This window comes from Agaribacter marinus, assembly GCF_030160655.1.
GTDB classification, from domain to species: domain Bacteria; phylum Pseudomonadota; class Gammaproteobacteria; order Enterobacterales; family Alteromonadaceae; genus Glaciecola; species Glaciecola marina.
In genome coordinates, this window is record NZ_BSOT01000009.1 from 52,274 (window position 1) to 71,770 (window position 19,497).

Below are 19,497 nucleotides of genomic sequence, written 5' to 3' on the forward strand. Positions count from 1 at the left end.
AGCGATTAGGCTGCAATTTGTATTATGAATGAGGTGTTTCCAAGAGGCCCATCATTATTGACCAGATTCATTTTGATTCTGGTCTTCTCTATTATTGCAATGATAGTAGACACTAAAGTTGATAGTGTTAAAACCTTAAGAACTTACCTTACTTCTTTTGTTAGTCCTCTTCAGTATATTGCAGATATGCCTGGCGAAGTGCTAAATTGGAGTGCATCTAGGTTTACGTCTAGACAAAATATGCTGGAAGAAAATGAGCTTCTTACATCACAAATCACCTTATTAAACGGCGAACTTCAGCGTTTAGCGGCGTTACAGCAAGAAAACAACAACCTACGTAACTTGCTTGATGCCCCTGTCAGAGTCGACATGCATAAGATGATCGCCGAATTAATGTCGATTGATAACAACCCTTATTCTCATCAAATTGTCATCAACAAAGGTACACTGAATGACGTGTATCTTGGGCAAGCAATTCTTGATGACAATGGCATTGTCGGACAGGTTGTCGAAGTGGGAACAACGAATAGCCGTGTGCTATTAATATCAGATGTTACTCATGCAATCCCTATCAGAATAAGTCGAAATAATGTGCGTTTGGTGGCATCTGGCACGGGTACTCTAAATGAGTTAAAGCTGCAACATGTGCCACATAGTGCTGAAATCAGAGAAGGAGATCTGCTGATATCGTCAGGTCTCGGTAACGTTTTTCCAGAAGGTTATCCGGTGGGTATCATTGACAAAATCGTAAGTGACGAAAGCCAGCCGTTCGCGGAAGTGAGTGTAAAACCTGCTGCACGTCTAGACCGCCTTAAATATCTACTTTTACTATGGCCAGAAGATATAGCGCCAGAGGAGGCTGTTGCTTCTAGTGATTTATATCAGCAGTTAGAGAGTCAAGATGCCCGGTAATAACACCTTTATTTATATATGTATTATCGTTGGCTTAATACTTCAAATTATCCCGATGCCGCCGCAAATCGATATTTATCGTCCAGATTGGTTATTAATGATTTTATGCTATTGGTCGATGGCCTTGCCCAATCGAGTAAGCGTTGGTGTTGCTGCAATTTGCGGATTAACCTTAGACATACTGTATGGGACAGCCCTGGGCGTGCACTGTTTTGCCTTAACGATACCTATCTTTATTGTGTCTGCAAATTATCAGCGTTTACGTAATCAGTCGATGCTGCAACAAGCGTTTACAATTATGGTACTATCCTTGTTGTACCACCTAATTGTTTATTGGTTACAATACTGGCTAATAAATACCGAATTCCGTTGGCGTTTCTTTTGGCCTACCGCCGTCACTATCGTATTGTGGCCATGGCTGTTTTGGTTGCTTAGAAAGTTTCGACGCAAGTTTAGGGTCTCATGACAATAGGCTTTCTGAAAGTATAGAATTTTATATGGGCAAACTAATATTGGCGTCGGCATCCCCTCGCCGTGCAGAACTACTAAGCCATATTGTCCGTGATTTTGATGTGCGCGCTGCGGATATCGATGAATCTGTGCAGGCTAATGAGTCTCCAAGAGATTTAGTCAAAAGGTTAGCGATTCAAAAAGCTAAGGCAATATTACACAGAGAACCCGCTTCTTCCTCAAATAGTGGACTAAGGTCTGATGCGCTGGTCTTAGGATCTGATACCGTTGTTACAATAGATAGCCTAATTCTTGGAAAACCAAAAAACTATGACGATTTTTGTTACATGATGTCCATGCTGTCTGGAAGAGCGCACGACGTATACACAGGTGTGGCTGTTGTTAGCAAACATATTTGCGAAAGTATAGTGATAAAGACAGAAGTGCAATTTTGCGAGATCTCTGACCCAGATAAAGTACTTTATTGGGGGTCTAACGAACCACAAGACAAAGCCGGTGGTTACGCTATCCAAGGGATCGGTGGACAATTTATTGTCGCAATAAAAGGTAGTTTCAGTGCCGTAGTTGGCTTGCCTTTATACGAAACAAAACAATTACTTAACAAGGTAGGTTTACTTTAATGGCGGCCGAATTATTAATCAATGTTACGCCTTCTGAATCGCGTGTAGCGCTAATCGAAAATGGTATTATGCAAGAAATCCATATCGAAAGGCACACTAAAAAAGGTATCGTTGGCAATATCTACAAAGGCAAAGTTAGCCGGGTGTTGCCAGGCATGCAAGCCGCTTTTGTGGATATTGGACTCGATCGTGCAGCATTTTTGCATGCCTCAGATATCGCCATTGACGAAGAAATTGCGGATGATGTCAGTCCATCGCAGCTCGAGAAAAAGGACATTCGTGAATTAGTTCGCGAAGGACAACCAATTATTGTTCAAGTCGTAAAAGACCCGCTTGGTACTAAAGGCGCAAGGTTAACGACCGACATTACCTTGCCGTCTAGATATTTAGTATTCATGCCGAGTGTGACACACGTTGGTGTATCTCAAAAGATTGAAGATGAAGAAGAACGAGAGCGTCTCAAAGATATTGTGTCTAATTTTTGTGATGAAAATGGTGGATTTATCTTAAGAACTGCCGCCGAAGGTGTTTCTGAAAACGAATTGAAGCAAGACGCTGAGTTTTTAAGGCGTCTTTGGCATAAAATCGAATATCGAAAAAAATCAGGTAAATCAAATGTACTGTATGAGGATTTACCCGTAGCAAGGCGTGTACTTAGAGATTTTGTTGGTACTGAATTAGAGCGAATTCGCATTGATTCAAAATTGACTTATCAAGAGTTGATGTCTTTTACTCAAGAGTACGTACCTGAATTAGAAGCAAAATTGCAATACTATCAGGGCGAGCTGCCGATATTTGATTTATATGATGTGGAAAATGAACTGCAACGAGCGCTTGAAAGGCGCGTAGATTTGAAATCCGGCGGATATATAATAATTGACCAAACGGAAGCTATGACCACTATTGATATCAATACTGGGGCATTTGTAGGTCATCGAAATTTAGAAGAAACGATTTTTAATACCAATATAGAAGCGACGTTGGCGATAGCGAGGCAGCTTAGGTTAAGAAATTTGGGCGGCATGATACTTATCGACTTTATTGATATGATTGAACCTGATCATAAAAAGCGTGTCTTAAACTCACTAGAACAAGCGATGATAAAGGATCGGGCGAAGTCGAGCATCTATGGTTTTACGTCATTGGGGCTAATTGAGATGACGCGCAAACGCACACGGGAGTCACTGGAGCATCAATTGTGTGGCGAATGCCCAGCGTGTAAAGGGCGAGGCTCAATTAAGACAATCGAAACCATTTGTTTCGAGATAACCAGAGAAGTGGTACGTGTTAACCGAGCATATCGAGCGGATAAGTTTGTCATTTATGCTTCGCCGCCAGTGGCGGATGCTTTGCTTGGTGAAGAGTCGCACTTATTAGCTGAATTGGAAGCTTTTGTAGAGAAACAAATAAAAGTGCAAACGGAAACCTTGTATCATCAAGACAAATTTGATGTGGTAATGATGTGAGTAAAACCAGCGAAACCTTAACCTTCATTTTAAGAAAACTATGGACGTTGATTGCCATTAGTTTGGTTTTGGTTGCGCTGTTAATTAGTGCGTTACGCTATTCACTTCCGTATTTGGACGATCAAAAAGACAACATTGAAGCGTTCGTTTTGCAAGAATATGGCATTGATCTTGTCATCGGTAAAATTGACGCAACATGGCATGCATCAGGCCCAAGTTTGGTATTAAATGATGTGAAAATGCGTCAAGGCGATGCTTCACCCATAATGCTAGAAGTTGGCGATTTATATTTACTTATCGACTTTTGGCCAAGCATTAGCAGTGCGAGTTTACAATCGACTAATGTAAGACTGTCAGAACTTCATCTGCATATTAATTTAGCTGAAATGAAGTCTTCCGATGAAAATGTCGCTATTGTTCAAGCCTTGGAAACTGTATTTTTAGATCAGTTAGAAAACTTTTCTGTGGACGATAGTAAACTAACACTGGTCACGAATGAAAGTGAGCGGACGATTCATATCGATCAACTGTCCTGGTTAAATAAAGACAGTCGACACCAAGGCTTAGGGCTATTTTCACTCAACGATTACTCTAACAACAACGCCAAGTTTATTATAGATTTATATGGTAGCGTTGAAGATTACACTGGCAAATTTTATGCTCAAGGCCAACAGATTGATATTGCGCCTTGGATCAATGAACTTGGCGTATTGCAAGCCGAACTTGAAAACAGCGATGGAAATTTTGAATTGTGGGCAGATATCGCTGACGGTGGTATTACCAAAATTCAAGGCGCTATTTTACCCAGTCAATTTAGTTGGAAAGGTGAAAATGAGCTTGTATCTAACAGCCTAAGTGCAGAGTTCTTTGCCTTACCTACGGACAGCAACGGAGAAAATTGGCAATTTACATTTAAAGATTTATCCCTTGGTATCCAAGAAGAAAAAGTTAATAGTGCTTGGCTGGGGTCATATAACCAAGCGGGTGATATCTACATAGAAAATACGACGCCATTTGAATTAACTCAGGCACGAGGCTTAACAAAACTGGTCAGTAAGCCCTTAGCGCAGACGCTCGAGGATATTGATTTAGCCTTTTCGTTAACAAAAGCGAAAATTGCGTATTCTAACAATAAAGGCGTTGCGTTGAGTATACGCGGTGGTGAGTTGTCCTATCATGAAAAGGGTATTCTTCCGGGTATTGAGCAACTCCATTTTGATATTGATTGGGCTGGCAACAAAGGTTTAGTAACCATTGAACAGCCTGAAGTGAAATTGACGTCTGAGATGTTACTCGAAAAAAATATTTCTTTAGAGGATGTTTCACTGCCGATTGCCATAGAAAAAAATGCTGATGGATTATTGTTCTCGGTTGATCAAATGTCGATGGTTGCCGACGGTTTAGAGATTGACGGCAGTGTTGAATATGCCGCTAAATCAAAAGAGATGTCTCTGTTTCTTAATACAGAAGTCTTGGAGTTGAGTAAATTAAGAACCTTGTTACCTAATCAATTAATGGGACAAGAAACAAAGCAATTTTTGACCCGAGCGTTTTCTGGAACAGGCCGTGTCGAATATGCAAATATTCTGTGGCATGGAGCTATACCCGATTACCCTTTTGTACAAAATGAAGGTGTCTTCCAAACAGCCGTTAGAGTTAACGAAGCTGAGCTTACTTTTTCTTCTGAATGGCCAGCCGTCACTCAACTTGATGTCGATTTACTCTTTGAGAACAATGCATTGTATATGCGCAGTGACTCGAGCTATCTCAAAAACGTTCATATTACGAATTTTAGAGCGGAAGTTCCGGAGTTAAAAAGCGCATCAAACCTAATCATCAATGCAAGAGGCAGTGGCTCTGGGGAAGACTTATCAAACCTATTGCTTGATAGTTCTTTAGATGACACTTTGGGGCGAATTTTGTCGCAAGATGTAGTGGTGAGTGGCTTGCTCAATACTGACTTAAAACTCACTATCCCCTTGAGTGACGCACAAAATGTGCGAGCGCAAGGGACAGTTAATTTGGTCAATAATGACGTACGAATTGCAGCCCTAGGCCTTTCATTAACTGAGTCTATGGGTGAACTACGATTTGATAACCAAGATTTAGTCGTAAAAGATGTAAACGCGGTGTTGTTCGAACAACCCATATCTTTGAATTTACTTAGTGTTCAAAATGACACCTATGACCTAGACATTGGCATCAGAGGACAATGGGTGCTTGATAAGTTATTACTTGAGCACGCGCCTGATTTAACCGAAAGTGTCGCAGGTACGGCAGATTGGTTGCTTAATATTGATGTTCAATTGCAAGAGAAAGACTACAAATATACTGCGAATTTTACGTCTGACTTGTTGGGTGTGTCTTCAAGCTTACCGGCGCCTTTAGACAAAGCGTTGGATGACGTGTTTAATCTTAAGTTAGTTGCAAATGGCAATAATATTGCGTCAGTTATCAGATTGTCTGCGAACGATCAGGTCCGGTTTGAAGGCGCACTGCCGCACAAAGAAAAGCGATTTAATCGAGCACATTTATCTTTGGGCGAAACAGATTTTTTTGGTATGGGTGCCGGTTTCAGCATAAGTGCAAATTTACCTGAAATGGATGTAAGTCATTGGTATCGCACGGTGAATCAGATATTGTCTGGTAAAAAGAGCAATTCCCCCGGTTACTTAGATGTGCCACAACGAATTTTTGTTGAAGCTGACCAAGTAAACTTTGGCGATACAAGAATCACAGATATGGGCATGACGGCTAAACGGAATCAAGATAATTGGTTGATTGATTTTGACGCAGATCAAACGCGTGGAACGGCAACAATTTTCGATCAGTGGGTATCAAGAGGTGTCGAAATTTCAGTTGATTATATCAAATTTAAGAAAACCCCAGCACCTGAGTTCAAGAGTGACAATGGAGAGCCTTCTAAGGAAGTGTTAGCGCAAGCACCTGATTTAACTGAGACCTCGATAGATCCAGAGAGTTTGCCAACAATTCGGTTTGATTGCGCTGATTGTACTTTTGCGGGCTTAGATTTTGGCAAAGTGACCTTAGTCGCCTCACCAAATGATGATGGCTTAGAAATAAATCAGTTGTCGATGCGCGGTGAAAGCGGCCGAGTGAACGCCAGCGGACAATGGTATAAACGCCATAAAGACCACTACACATTTTTGGTTGGTGACGCACAGAGTAACGATTTTGGTCGATACCTCCAGGCATTTGATGTAGATAGTGGTATTAAAGACTCTGAAGCGCTGATGGATTTTCAGTTGACGTGGAAAAATTCGCCCTTGGATTTTAATTTTTCAACTCTCGACGGTGAAATCAATTGGCAACTAACCGACGGTTACTTAAATGAAGTGAGTGATAAGGGATCACGAATATTTACCTTGTTGAGTCTAAATTCACTAGTGCGGAAATTATCCCTAGACTTTAGGGATGTATTTGCAAAAGGCTTCTTTTATGACGAGATGAATGGGAGCATACAAATAACAGAAGGCAAAGCAGATACGCGTGATACTAATATAGACGGTGCAGCTGGTGAGATTGAGATTTATGGTTATACTGATTTGGTCAGTAAAGAACTCAATTATAATGTGAGTTTTGCACCGAATGTTACAGGAAATCTCCCAGTGCTAGTGTATTTCTTTACCGTCAGCCCGCCCTCTGCCTTAGCAGCTTTGGCTTTAGATCAAGTGCTTACATCGACTAAAGTGATATCTAATGTTAATTATTCGGTCACCGGTACCATTAAAGAACCTATCTTAATTGAAACTGGACGAGAAAGTACGGAAGTAGACTTGCCTGCAAGGCGTATTCCCTCACCACAAGAAGATGACCCTACATTTATTCCTCCTACGACTGGCGATATTATAGAAGTGCAAGCACAAGATGGTTAATTTGCATGCTTTGCAAATGACGAGTAGCGATAATGTAACGGAAAATTTGTCGTGTGTTGAAGGCTTATTAGCTAAGCTATTTACGTCGTCCTTCGCAAATACTGGGGCACACGATGAAAATATTGTCGTATTGCCGGAGTGCTTCTCCATGTTCGGTTGTGGCGGACGCGCGATGCTCGCACGAGCAGAAGCGTTAGGTGACGGTGAAGTACAACTGGCCTTGTCATCGTTAGCTAAACAGTATCAGTTATATTTAGTGGGCGGCAGTATGCCAATTACTTCAAATGAGCCACAGAAATACTTCGCTTGTAGCATAATTTATGGTCCAAATGGTGAACTAGTTTCTCGTTACAATAAAATGCATCTTTTTGATGTAAATGTTGATGACAACACTCAAAATTATAACGAGTCAGCATATACGACGGCTGGGCATTGCTGCTCTGTTGCATCACTACCTTTCGCACGTGTAGGCCAGAGTATTTGTTACGATCTAAGGTTTCCGGAATTGTATCGTAAGATGAATTTTCCTGATATTGTAGTTGTTCCCAGCGCTTTTACTCAAGTCACTGGTGAAGCACATTGGCATGCCTTATTGAAAGCGCGAGCGATTGAAAATCAATGTTATGTTGTTGCTGCAAATCAATCGGGAAAACATCAAGATGGTCGAGAAACATTCGGTCATAGCTGCATTTATTCTCCTTGGGGGGAGTTATTAAGCATTATCAAATCTGGCCAAGGTATGGCATCATCTGTCTTTAATAAAGATGCACTAACTAAGATCCGCAAGGCTATGCCTGTTAGATCTCACATTCGCGGAAACTATGAGTAAAGAACAAGTTGTTAATAGTCTACTAGACCAAAGTGGTTTATCACTGCAATCCCTTGAAAATGCCTTTGGCATTCTTTTGTCGCATGACAATAATTTCGCAGATTTATACTTTCAAAGCAGTCAGCATGAAAGTTGGGTATTGGAAGATGGCATTATTAAGGAAGGAAGCTACAACATTGAAAAAGGTGTTGGTGTAAGAGCCGTTTCGGGAGAAAAGACCGGGTTTTCTTATTCAGATGAAATATCTACGGATGCGTTGATTAAGGCCTGTAATGCTGCCAAAAATATTTCACCGCAGGCGACTAAGGCTAAAGGTTTCAAAGAATTAGTTACGCCAACGTTTACGCCGTTGTATGGCGAGGATAACCCACTTATTTCAATGTTAGATGCTGAAAAAATTGATTTGTTACGATCGACTGACGCGTATATTAGGCAACAAGCACCAGATGTAAGTCAGGTAGTCGTCAGTCTTTCTGGGGTTTACGAAGAGGTCTTAATTGCGGCCTCAGATGGCACCTTCGCTACCGACATTCGCCCACTTATCCGTTTAAATTGCTCCGTGCTATTAGAAAAGGGCGAGCGCCGAGAGCGCGGCGCTGCCGGGGTCGGTGGGAGAAGAATGTATGAGTATTTTTTGAGTGACGATACGGAAGGTAAGCCCTTATTTAAAAAGCTCGCGGATGATGCATTGCACATGGCTAAAGTTAACCTAGAGGCAATTCCTGCGCCAGCAGGTACGATGCCAGTTATCCTAGGAAGTGGTTGGCCTGGCGTATTGTTGCATGAAGCAGTAGGGCATGGACTAGAAGGTGACTTTAATCGTAAAGGTGCGTCTACATTTAGCGGCAGAATCGGTGAACAGGTGGCATCTAAAGGTGTGACGGTTGTTGATGATGGAACACTGTCAGATCGGCGTGGCTCATTGTCGGTAGACGATGAAGGCACGCCAAGTCAATACAATGTGCTGATTGAAGATGGCATTTTGAAAAGCTACATGCAAGATAAGATGAATGCGGAGCTGATGGGTGTGCCTGTTACAGGGAATGGACGAAGAGAATCTTATGCCCATTTGCCAATGCCAAGAATGACAAATACCTATATGTTAGCTGGCGAGCACAGCCCTGAAGAGATTATTAGCTCAGTGGAAAATGGTATTTATGCACCTAACTTTGGCGGTGGGCAAGTAGACATTACGTCGGGTAAGTTTGTATTTTCTACATCAGAGGCGTACTTAATTGAAAATGGCAAAGTTTCCACGCCGATTAAAGGCGCTACGCTAATTGGTAACGGGCCAGAATCTATGCAGCAAATATCCATGATAGGAAATGACCTTGCCTTAGATCGAGGCGTTGGGGTTTGTGGTAAAGATGGCCAATCTGTACCTGTTGGCGTTGGGCAACCGACACTGAAAGTTGACAACATGACAGTTGGCGGTACTCAGTAACGACGAAGCTTTTGAATATTCATTGTCTACACTCATAAGCGTCATATGTTATGAGTGAAGACAGCGACGATCTATGCCTTCTTAATCTCTACTACTTCAGCTTTTTCAGCTTCTAGAATAGTATCTGCGCTGGTGCCTTTCAGTAATTTAGAAACCGCCTCTTTATTTTTGGCGAGCAAGATACCGAGTTCTTCCGACATGGACTCGTTTAGCTCAATGCCTTTACTCGATATGTACAAACTTAGATTGTCTGCAATATCGAGCATTTTATCGTATTGATCAGCTTCTTTTTTGTCTGTAGTAACCAACTTATCTACTCCCCTATGCTGCACAACATATTGGGTAATGACTGCCATTCAGTTTCTCCCCTAAGTAAATTACAGATCATAATAACATTATAACTGTATAAATAAACAGTTTATGTCTTTATTTTTGATATAAACTTTACACTTGTGTTTGAACGTTTGCTTATGCTTTTTTTAAGCAATTCAGAGAAGGCTTATGTAAAGTTGAGAATGTTAGGCTTATTACGGCAGTTGATTTAAGGTTTAAATTTTGTAAATTTTATTGCTCAAACGCACAATTGTTTTGTTTACATCGAATGCAGTCGTGGTTAGATTTTATAGATTAGTTGGCATGTTAAGTACACATAGTATTGATTTTATTCATATTACTAACGGAAACAGAAAAACTTCCTAGAAAGTACATATAGCATGCAAATTGTGTTTTTTTTATATGCTAAAAACGTATAAATGGTTAACATTTATAACGGTATAATATAACCATTATATTTTCCCAATGAGTCACGTAGTACATAGGAAATTACCGTTGGATATTTTTTACGAAGCTATTTATGTCGTAGGTGCGTTTGCGTTGTGCGTGTCGCTTTACGTTAACTTGATGCAAATTCGGATTATTCGTGAAGTAAAACATCAGACTATCCTGCTAACAAAGAACGCATGCGATAAGCCCAAAGTAATAAATAACAATAAGCTATTTACTATGGCTAATCAGTTAGAAACTGCTGTAAAGGGGTTAGCTACGTCTAATTACTGGACGCAAAATCATGAGCAATGCCCTTCATTGTACCGTACCAAGTTGCGCAATGAATTAGGGCAAGTGCGCAATTTACTGCATACCTTAAGACATTTCCAGTTCAATAATACCGAATGCGACGCTGCTATCGATGATATTACTGCTCAAACAAGTGTTACGCTTGAAAACAACACCTTAGATCTATCTTCTGTACAAAAAGCATTGTTTGAGTTCGCTGATTTCCATCATTGTAAATTGTCAATATCACTATCAGAAAAATGTATTCTTCTGATGCCAAATAGTACCTTTTGCAAAGTATTAAAAGAACTAGTCGTTAATGCCGTAGTGCATAATGATGAGCACACCAATATTCTTGTTTATGGCGGTGTTTGTGAAAACAACTTAGTAATTAATATCTTGGACAATGGGCGAGGAATGCCTTTAGCACAACTAAATGACATTTGGTTCAAGGTCGAGAATGCATGTGCCTTGCATCGGCGCAGTGCTGATACTTATGTGTTTACCGACTTACCGGCGGCAATATGCACCATTAAATCGTTTGGCGGAGACGTTGAAATAAATACCGCTTTAGAATACGGAACCAATGTTAGAGTATTTGTGCCTCTTAAGGATAAAACTTCTGATGATGCAACAGACAAATGCGAGACTGATGGAAGTGTCAATAGCAATACTAAGCCTCTTGAAAATGTGCTTCAGATAGCCGCTAGCGCAGAAAAAACTTCAGCGTTTCAGCAGTTGCATAATCCAGCATTACTAGTCATTAATTTTTCAAACTCTTATGTGTTTAAAGATACAAGAGCGTCTATTTTACCAAACCATGATGTGTGTCTTGTTGAAACGATTGATGAAGCAATAACTATGCTGTCTACGCGTAACATTAAGTTAGTGTTATGTGATATCGACGTGGAATATGACAAAGCATTAGAGCTATCTTCGTTGATGATGGCTAGCCCTAAGATACGTGATATTCCGATTGTACTCTTAGCGTTTGCTATTCCTCAAGATTTACGTATTAAATTGTTGCGAGCAGGTATCACTAACCTTCTAGAGAAGCCAGTGAGAATCGAAGAAATCATGGCGATTTCACGTGCATGTATTGACGAAGTCAAAGCGGCAGAAAATAATGTTGAAGAAGCGTTAGCGACTTATACGATAGAAAAATCCGTAGTCAGCGCTAGTAATGTTGACAATGAATTTGTAGACAAATTTCAAAACATCATTGAACAGTATTATGCAGATCAAGAATTTAATCGTGCCCGATGCGCAGCGTTACTATTCATGTCAGAGAAGACACTTCATCGGCGTATTCGGACGTATTTCGATTCAAACTTTCGCTCTTACTTACAAAAGCATCGTATGGTCAAGGCGCGCGAAATTCTATTGAGTGGTGAATCTGTTACCTACACCAGTTTGAATGTCGGTATCCCATCCTTATCAAATTTCACTCGAAATTTTAGGCTGCACTTTGGATACCCACCATCAAAATTAAGCAAACGTGGATAACTAGGCTAATGTTGATTAGTCTAGTCGTGGCCGCCCAAGATTTGTATTTGTGCGATATCCGTATCACCTTTAATGACTTTGCGAATACCATCTTGGGTTAGTGTACGCATGCCATCTTGCATTGCTTGCGTTTTCATCTCATTGACTGACGCTTCTTTGTACACGAGCGCCCTCAGTTCGGGTGTCATGCCCAATAGTTCATGTACGCCCGTTCTGCCTTTGTAACCCGTATCACCACAGTCATCACAGCCTTTCGCCCTATGCAGTTGTAAGTTACTATCTAGGTGTAATTCTTCAAACCATTCATCGCCATATTGACGCTTAATAAATGCAATGTCGTCTTCTGTGGCGGCGTATTTTTCTTTGCAGTTACCACAAAGTGTACGAATAAGTCGTTGAGCTAGAATGCCGACACATGCATCAGAAAAATTCACTGGATCTAAACCTAAATCTAATAGACGAGTGATGGTCTCGGGCGCAGAGTTAGTGTGTAATGTAGACAATACCATATGTCCAGTTAACGACGCTTCAATTCCCGCATGCGCCGTTTCTTTATCTCGCATTTCACCAATCAGGATAATGTCTGGGTCGGCACGCAAAAAGGCCCGTAATGCATTTGCGAAAGTAAAACCAATTTTGGGGCTCACCTGCACTTGTTGAAGCCCTGGTTGAGTGATTTCTACAGGATCTTCAGCAGTCCAAATTTTCTTTTCAGGCGTATTGAGATATCCAAGTACGGCGTGAAGTGTGGTTGTTTTACCTGAACCAGTAGGACCAACAACTAGTAATATGCCGTGTGGTTTTTGAATCATTTGTTTTAGCCTATCCATGTTTTCGGCCATCAAATTCATTTTTTCAATGGGCATGGCACCGCCAGTGGCTAATATCCGCATAACGACACCTTCACCAGCAACGGTAGGGATAGTTGCTACTCGCACTTCAACTGATTGTCCGGACATTTTAAATGCCAATTTTCCATCTTGAGGAACACGTTTTTCGGCAATATTTAGGCCTGACATAATTTTGATACGCGCGATAACAGCACTATGGTGGGATGCTGGTACTTGTGTGATATCACGAATAACACCATCAACTCGCATTCGAACGCGTGTGGGCGCGCCTTTTTCAGGGTCAACATGAATATCTGATGCATTCAGACGTTTAGCGTCTTGCAATACTCTACTGACTAAACGAACGACCGCTGGAGCGTCTTCCGCCATTTCGTCAGTATTGTCGTCATCATCTTCTAAAGATGTTCCTATTTCGTCGAGGATTTCATCCATTTCTCCTGGGCCAGCACCAGCGCTGGTTTCACCTAAGTACTGAAGAATATGATTTGGCAATGCCACTGCAATTTCGTAGCTGTCGATACCCAATGCACTTTCAATTTCCATTAGAAGTTCCGCATTGTTAGGTTCCAACATCAAGACTATTGGGTTTTCTCGTACATCTGAAATAACCGCTACAAGATTACGTTTAAGGTATGACATATTCAGTTTAGAATTACCTTGATGTAAGTTGTAGGTATCAGGCAAATAACCCAAAAATGGTACTTGATAGTGAACAGACAAAGCTTCGCCAATGTCTTCTTCTTTAACTCTCAATTCAGAAATGATGCGTTGAATTATTTGCCTTGGATTATTGGACTCACAGATATCGTTGAGAGGTTTCTGTTGAACCAAATTTCGGTGGACGAGATAGTCTAAGGGGTTTTTGGTGCCACCGAGTTCATATCTAAATTTATCGCCGAGGGTGTTTGCTATTTTCGTCGCTAAGGCTAAGTCGTCATCGTTAAAACTGCCAGAAGATTTATTGATAACTTGCATAACGCCCATTAAAACGCCTGCATTGATCACCGGTACGCACAAAATACTGGCCGTTTTAAATTGACTCGCCTTATCAAACTTCTTATCAAAACGTAGCCTGAAATGTATTTGTTTTAATTGTTCGTCGTCATAAGGATCGTTAATGACTAAAGGCTGTTGTGCCATTGCAACGTAACCGGCAATCGAAAGTGGGCTGATAGGTACCTTTATCTCTTTGGTTTCTTTACCTGTCTTATATCTTGCGACCAGATCTTGATGTTGGCGACGACGTTGAAATATCGACATACGAACGGCGCCAAATGCTTGTAAAATTAGTGGTTCAACTTCTCTGTATGCTGCGGTCAGCGAAGGGTAGGCTTGCAGTCGCTTATTAAGCTCTGTGAGTATTGTATTGTTTGGCGACTGTTCTTGCATTGGATCTTTGGTTTCCTTTAACGATCTTCAAATTAATCTGGCAAATTGTTACGTGTTCTTTCGTAAAAGTCATCTGACTTCTGGTATAGATTAAGCGTTTCACCTTATGAACTTTATACGTATATAATTGAGTATTATCGGCAAATTTGAAAAAATCTTTCGTGTCAGGAATATTGACTTTTTATAAGACTGTTTTGGGTCAAAAAATAGACTTGTAGACAGCCATTGTTGTCCATAAAAAGAACATATTCATAGATTAAAGAAGAGCCTATAATTCCAATTGTAAATATCAATTTTGTACAAATATGAGTTAAGTTTTACAATACCCCGTTGAACAACATTCTGATAATATGTTGGCCATTGATAAAACCTCCAAAGCGTCAAGAGGTAAATCAAGTTTAGTGTGCATAAATATACAAATCGCTATTTGATTTATTTGTCGGTATCTTGAGACAACAAAAGGATATACAACACGTCATGGCGTTAGCATTTTATTCTCTGCTCAAGAATTTGAAAAACATACTCCTACGTCGTGGAAAGTAGCGCAGATTTAAAGCATTGACGCCGTTAAGCGTCCAAGATATTTAAAGCGCAATTGTTGCGCCTAAGCTATTAAATTGCGATAAACTTTGATTTATAGATTTATTAAGGACAAAGCATGAAACAAACCAGTTCAATATTTCGCTGGCTGATTACGTTAGGGGCTTGCTGCGCGATTGCTTATGCATTGTATTATTTCAATCTGCGACAAAATGCCTCCGCAGCATCTAATGAGCCGATGGAATTCCCGGAAACAGTTGAAGCAATTAAAGTAGGTAGCACAACGTGGGTATCTAAAACCAAGGCTTTGGGAGAAGTTGTTGCCACCCGTATCATCACAATTCGGAATGAACTTGAGGGTACTATTGTTGCGCTTAATTTACCTTCAGGTGGTCAAATTAAACAAGGACAAATTCTTGTTCAGTTGGACAGTAGTGAAGAACAAGCGAACTTAGCTAATGCCAGAGCAAACTTAGAATTGGCAGAAATAGAATTACGCAGGAACAAAAAGCTTTACAAGCAGGGCGTCGTCAGTCAAGACAACTACGACAAAGCACGGATTCAAGTGACGATTCAACAGGCGAAAATTGATGCCATCACCAGTTTAATTGATAAAAAAACTATCAAAGCGCCTTTTGATGCAGTAGCAGGATTACATTCACTTGAAGTGGGGCAATATCTTTCTGCGAACAGCGAAATCAATACATTGGTTAGTGTTGACGACAAAATATGGGTTGATTTTAAACTGCCACAACAATTTGCTTATATTCAAACTGGTACAGAGTTGCAGGTTAAATTGCCCTACGACGAAGTACCCGTTAAAGGTAAAATTTTGGCGAAGAACACGCTGTTGAACCGGGCGGCTCGTAGCTTAACGTTCAGAGCTGAAATTACCAACACTGATCAACTACTTAAACCAGGTATTGTAGTAAATGTATTGGTTCCTACGTCGGTTGCCACTCAAGCGATTGAAATACCCACATCCGCTATCATGCGTGATCAGTTCTCGACCTATGTGTATTTTTTAACGCCAGCTCAAGACAACAAGAATTACCGCGCTACAAGAAGAGAAATCACTATTGGTGAAGAGTTTGATAGCAGCACTATCGTGACTTCAGGGCTAAATATAAACGATTTAATTGTGAGCCTCGGTGCATTTAAATTGCGTCCAGACTTACTCGTAACGTTTGATCCGAAAGCAAATGCTCTGGATAAACCTCAGTAATTAAACAGGACGTTTACCAATATGAATCATATGAAAAAAAATATAATGGACATGTTTGTCACTAAACCTGTTTTGGCCATCGTGTTATCCATGGTTATTGTATTGGTCGGCCTATTGGCAGCTACTAAATTACCTATATTGCAATATCCTCAAATCGAAAGTTCTTCCATTGAAATTAACACCTTTTATGTAGGGGCATCAGCCAAAGAGATCCAAGGTTTCGTTACTGAACCAATTGAGCGAGCTGCTTCCACTGTGCCGGGTGTTGATTATGTTGATTCAACTTCAGTGGCTGGTTCGAGCAGGGTTACTATGTGGTTAGAGTTGAACCAAAATAGCACCATGGCCTTAGCTGAGTTGTCTAGTCGTCTCAGTCAGATTCGTTTTGAACTACCACAAGGTGCAGAAGATCCCGCCGTATCGGTTAGACGTGCCGACAGACCTAACGCCAGCTTTTATTTGGATGTAGAATCAAAAGAAATGTCACGGGAACAACTGACTGATTATTTGACTTATCAAGTCAATCCAATTTTGTCTACGATCAAAGGTGTGCAGCGCGTTGGTTTAGAGGGGGGGCGTTCTCCCGCGATGCGTATTTGGATTGACCCGGATAAACTTGCTGCATTCAATTTAAGTTCTATCGATGTACAAAATGCACTAATTGCTAACAACGTGGCGGCAACTATTGGCAATAGTGAAAACGATAAACAACGTATAGATCTAATCGCTAACACATTAATGAAAACTGAGAGTGATTTTCAGCGCTTAGTGATTAAACATATTGATGGTAGTAGCATTACCATAGGTGATATAGCCACCGTAGAGTTGGCAGAAAGTGAAGGTACAATTAACGCTAAGCTCAACAAAAACCAATCAATATACATTTCAGTTTGGCCCCTACCTGGTGCAAATGAAATTGAAATTGGTGATGAGTTGTATCGGCTAATAGAACAAATTAATCCTACACTTGATGGTGGTACCGAAATAGGCGTGGCATATGACGCTACTCTGTATATGCGCGATGCTATCAGTGAGATTTTTACCACCTTAAGCGAAACCGTCGTGTTAGTAGGCATTGTTATTTTGATGCTAATGGGTTCGTTTAGAACAGCCATAGTGCCCTTGATTACCATTCCTATTTCTATTTTGGGTGCTATGGCTGCTATGTCATTGATGGGATTCTCGCTTAACTTATTGACTATTTTAGCAGTAGTGCTATCGGTAGGTTTAGTTGTAGATGACGCAATAGTAGTTGTGGAAAATGTTGCCAAATACATGCGAGAAGGTATGGGACGTCGGCAGGCTGCGCTAAAAAGTTCAAGGCAATTACTTACACCAATTATCGGAATGACTATTACTTTAGCGGCGGTATATGCGCCAATTGGATTTATGTCAGGTTTAACTGGTATGTTGTTCAAAGAATTTGTATTTACCTTAGCTATTGCCGTCTTATTTTCAGGTGTCGTCGCGTTAACATTGTCACCCATAATGAGTGCTTATTTGTCACCAGAGGGGGGCAAGGAAAGTAAGATTACCGTGTGGGTTAACCGCCAGTTTAGCAAGCTAGAACGCTTTTATGCTAAACAACTAATTAGCGCGTTGGCATGGCGGCCGCAATTAATTACGGCAGCTGTCTTTATCAGCATGTTAACCATTCCATTTTACTTGTTTTCGAAAAAAGAACTTGCGCCTACTGAAGACCAAAGTACCGTCGTTGTCATTGCTCAGTCACCGCCAGAGTCATCGTTGGAATACACTGACTTTCACATGAACAAAACCGTTGATAAATTGCTCGATATCGAAGGTGGTAAAGAAATGTGGCAAATAGTTTTCCCTACTGGAGGGTTTGGTGGAATTGAATTTGTCACTAGTGACAAACGTGATTACACAACGGAAGAAATTGTTGGGGAAGTCTACAGTAGAGTCTCTACCATTGCAGGTATTCAAACCTTCCCTATACTGCCACCAGCCTTGCCTACCGCTGGAAATTTTGATGTAGAACTGATTATTACGTCAACAGATTCCCCGGAAGAGATGCAACAGTATGCCAGTCAAATTGTTGGTGCGGCATTCGGTAGTGGTCACTTTATGTTTGCTGATACTGACTTACGAATTGACCTCCCGCAAGCTAGATTGGTCATCGACAGGGAACGAATAGCCGACTTAGGTATGAGTCTCAATGAGGTGAATAGGCAAATGGCTATCATGTTGTCGGGCAACTATGTGAATCGTTTCAATTTAGATGGTCGAGCTTACAAAGTAATACCGATGATAGAAGGTCATGGAAGGCGCACACCAGAGGCCTTACTTGACTTACAATTGACTACCCCAAGTGGTGACTTAATTGCACTTTCTGCGGTTGCGCAACTTGAAAAGGTTACTGCTCCGCGCTCATTAACCCGATTTACTCAACAGAATTCTTTCAAAGTATATGGCGGTATATTACCTTCAAGTACCAAGGAAGAGGCGCTGAGTGTGCTTGAGAATATTGCTCGGGATATCATGCCTAAACATTACAACATTGATTACGCAGGCGAATCTCGACAAATCCGTAAAGGTGGCAACAGCTTGGTAGGTATTTTAGGTATAGCGCTCATTTTTGTTTATTTTGTGCTGGCCATTCAATTTAACAGTTTGCGTGATCCTTTAGTCGTGTTGCTAGGCTCTGTCCCCTTAGCATTAGCTGGAGCAATGTTTTTCCCATACCTAGGCTTAACGACAATTAATATATATTCACAAATAGGCTTGATCACCTTGGTGGGTTTGGTGGCTAAAAATGGCATCCTTATTGTGGAATTTGCTAAGGAAATGCAGCTCGATGGCCATGATAAATTAAGCGCTATTACAGGCGCCGCGACCTCTCGTTTACGCCCAATTTTGATGACAACCGCTGCCACTGTATTAGGTCATTTTCCACTTATGATAGTAACTGGTGCGGGTGCAGAAGCAAGAAATAGCATTGGTCTTATTTTAGTAGCTGGTATGTTTATTGGCACCTTATTTACGCTGTACATTTTACCCAACGTTTATGTGTTGATTGCTCAAACACATAAGCCTACTAATATCGAAAAAGTAAAAGTGACGGAAGCAGCAGTACAAACGTAGGCGTTTTATGGTATATTACTGGTCGGATTTGCTGTTGAGTGTCAAAAAGCTTTACAGTGAATGTAATTAATAGGTGCATCCTATTGAAATATATAAATATAATATGTGGCTTGATTTTTGCTTTTCAGAAGCGGTAGTTAAGCAAAGTACGCACAGTAGACACACTCTTGTAGTTTGTTTTCGGCACTCA

General features: G+C 40.8%; 12 protein-coding genes. 10 read left to right on the top strand and 2 right to left on the bottom strand.

Annotated features, from left to right (window positions below):
* Positions 1-24: 24 nt before the first annotated feature.
* The 7 genes from mreC to tldD are packed head-to-tail and all read left to right on the top strand — an operon-like array spanning position 25 to position 9,638.
* A complete protein-coding gene (gene mreC, locus QQK00_RS15935; protein ID WP_284218668.1) occupies positions 25-912 on the top strand; it encodes a rod shape-determining protein MreC in 888 nt (295 codons plus the stop codon).
* Positions 902-1,378: a rod shape-determining protein MreD gene (mreD, locus tag QQK00_RS15940; protein ID WP_284218669.1), complete on the top strand. Its 477-nt coding sequence runs from the start codon at positions 902-904 to the stop codon at positions 1,376-1,378. Before mreC ends, mreD begins: the two co-directional genes overlap by 11 nt.
* Positions 1,379-1,409: 31 nt before the next feature.
* On the top strand, positions 1,410-2,003 hold the full coding sequence (locus QQK00_RS15945) for a Maf family protein (protein ID WP_284218670.1): 594 nt from the start codon (positions 1,410-1,412) through the stop codon (positions 2,001-2,003).
* A complete protein-coding gene (rng, locus tag QQK00_RS15950) occupies positions 2,003-3,469 on the top strand; it encodes a ribonuclease G (RefSeq protein ID WP_284218671.1) in 1,467 nt (488 codons plus the stop codon). Before QQK00_RS15945 ends, rng begins: the two co-directional genes overlap by 1 nt.
* On the top strand, positions 3,466-7,365 hold the full coding sequence (locus tag QQK00_RS15955) for a YhdP family protein (RefSeq protein WP_284218672.1): 3,900 nt from the start codon (positions 3,466-3,468) through the stop codon (positions 7,363-7,365). The genes rng and QQK00_RS15955 overlap by 4 nt, the downstream gene beginning before the upstream one ends.
* 16 nt (positions 7,366-7,381) lie before the next feature.
* Complete coding sequence (locus tag QQK00_RS15960; protein WP_284218673.1) at positions 7,382-8,194, top strand: carbon-nitrogen hydrolase family protein; 813 nt, start codon at positions 7,382-7,384, stop codon at positions 8,192-8,194.
* Positions 8,187-9,638, top strand: coding sequence for a metalloprotease TldD (gene tldD / locus QQK00_RS15965; RefSeq protein ID WP_284218674.1), 1,452 nt, complete (start codon positions 8,187-8,189; stop codon positions 9,636-9,638). The genes QQK00_RS15960 and tldD overlap by 8 nt, the downstream gene beginning before the upstream one ends.
* Positions 9,639-9,709: 71 nt before the next feature.
* Here tldD and QQK00_RS15970 read toward each other — a convergent pair whose 3' ends face one another.
* A complete protein-coding gene (locus QQK00_RS15970) occupies positions 9,710-9,994 on the bottom strand; it encodes a YebG family protein (RefSeq protein ID WP_284218675.1) in 285 nt (94 codons plus the stop codon).
* 472 nt (positions 9,995-10,466) lie between these two features.
* On the opposite strand from QQK00_RS15970, the gene QQK00_RS15975 reads away from it, so the two are divergent.
* Positions 10,467-12,197: a helix-turn-helix domain-containing protein gene (locus tag QQK00_RS15975; protein ID WP_284218676.1), complete on the top strand. Its 1,731-nt coding sequence runs from the start codon at positions 10,467-10,469 to the stop codon at positions 12,195-12,197.
* Positions 12,198-12,217: 20 nt separating this feature from the next.
* Here the strand turns inward: QQK00_RS15975 and QQK00_RS15980 are convergent, their stop codons facing one another.
* Positions 12,218-14,308, bottom strand: coding sequence for a GspE/PulE family protein (locus tag QQK00_RS15980; RefSeq protein WP_431307753.1), 2,091 nt, complete (start codon positions 14,306-14,308; stop codon positions 12,218-12,220).
* Between the two features lie 787 nt (positions 14,309-15,095).
* On the opposite strand from QQK00_RS15980, the gene QQK00_RS15985 reads away from it, so the two are divergent.
* Positions 15,096-16,202, top strand: a complete 1,107-nt coding sequence (locus QQK00_RS15985; protein WP_284218678.1) for an efflux RND transporter periplasmic adaptor subunit — start codon at positions 15,096-15,098, stop codon at positions 16,200-16,202.
* 21 nt (positions 16,203-16,223) lie between these two features.
* Positions 16,224-19,307, top strand: coding sequence for an efflux RND transporter permease subunit (locus QQK00_RS15990; RefSeq protein ID WP_284218679.1), 3,084 nt, complete (start codon positions 16,224-16,226; stop codon positions 19,305-19,307).
* The last annotated feature ends 190 nt before the right edge of the window (positions 19,308-19,497 follow it).

Bases quoted from the DNA above. Each gene is read 5' to 3' on its own strand.
- mreC (WP_284218668.1), top strand. From the start codon at position 25: ATGAATGAGGTGTTTCCAAGAGGCCCATCATTATTGACCAGATTCATT.
- mreD (WP_284218669.1), top strand. From the start codon at position 902: ATGCCCGGTAATAACACCTTTATTTATATATGTATTATCGTTGGCTTA.
- QQK00_RS15945 (WP_284218670.1), top strand. From the start codon at position 1,410: ATGGGCAAACTAATATTGGCGTCGGCATCCCCTCGCCGTGCAGAACTA.
- rng (WP_284218671.1), top strand. From the start codon at position 2,003: ATGGCGGCCGAATTATTAATCAATGTTACGCCTTCTGAATCGCGTGTA.
- QQK00_RS15960 (WP_284218673.1), top strand. From the start codon at position 7,382: ATGACGAGTAGCGATAATGTAACGGAAAATTTGTCGTGTGTTGAAGGC.
- tldD (WP_284218674.1), top strand. From the start codon at position 8,187: ATGAGTAAAGAACAAGTTGTTAATAGTCTACTAGACCAAAGTGGTTTA.
- QQK00_RS15970 (WP_284218675.1), bottom strand. From the start codon at position 9,994: ATGGCAGTCATTACCCAATATGTTGTGCAGCATAGGGGAGTAGATAAG.
- QQK00_RS15980 (WP_431307753.1), bottom strand. From the start codon at position 14,308: ATGTCGATATTTCAACGTCGTCGCCAACATCAAGATCTGGTCGCAAGA.
- QQK00_RS15985 (WP_284218678.1), top strand. From the start codon at position 15,096: ATGAAACAAACCAGTTCAATATTTCGCTGGCTGATTACGTTAGGGGCT.
- QQK00_RS15990 (WP_284218679.1), top strand. From the start codon at position 16,224: ATGAATCATATGAAAAAAAATATAATGGACATGTTTGTCACTAAACCT.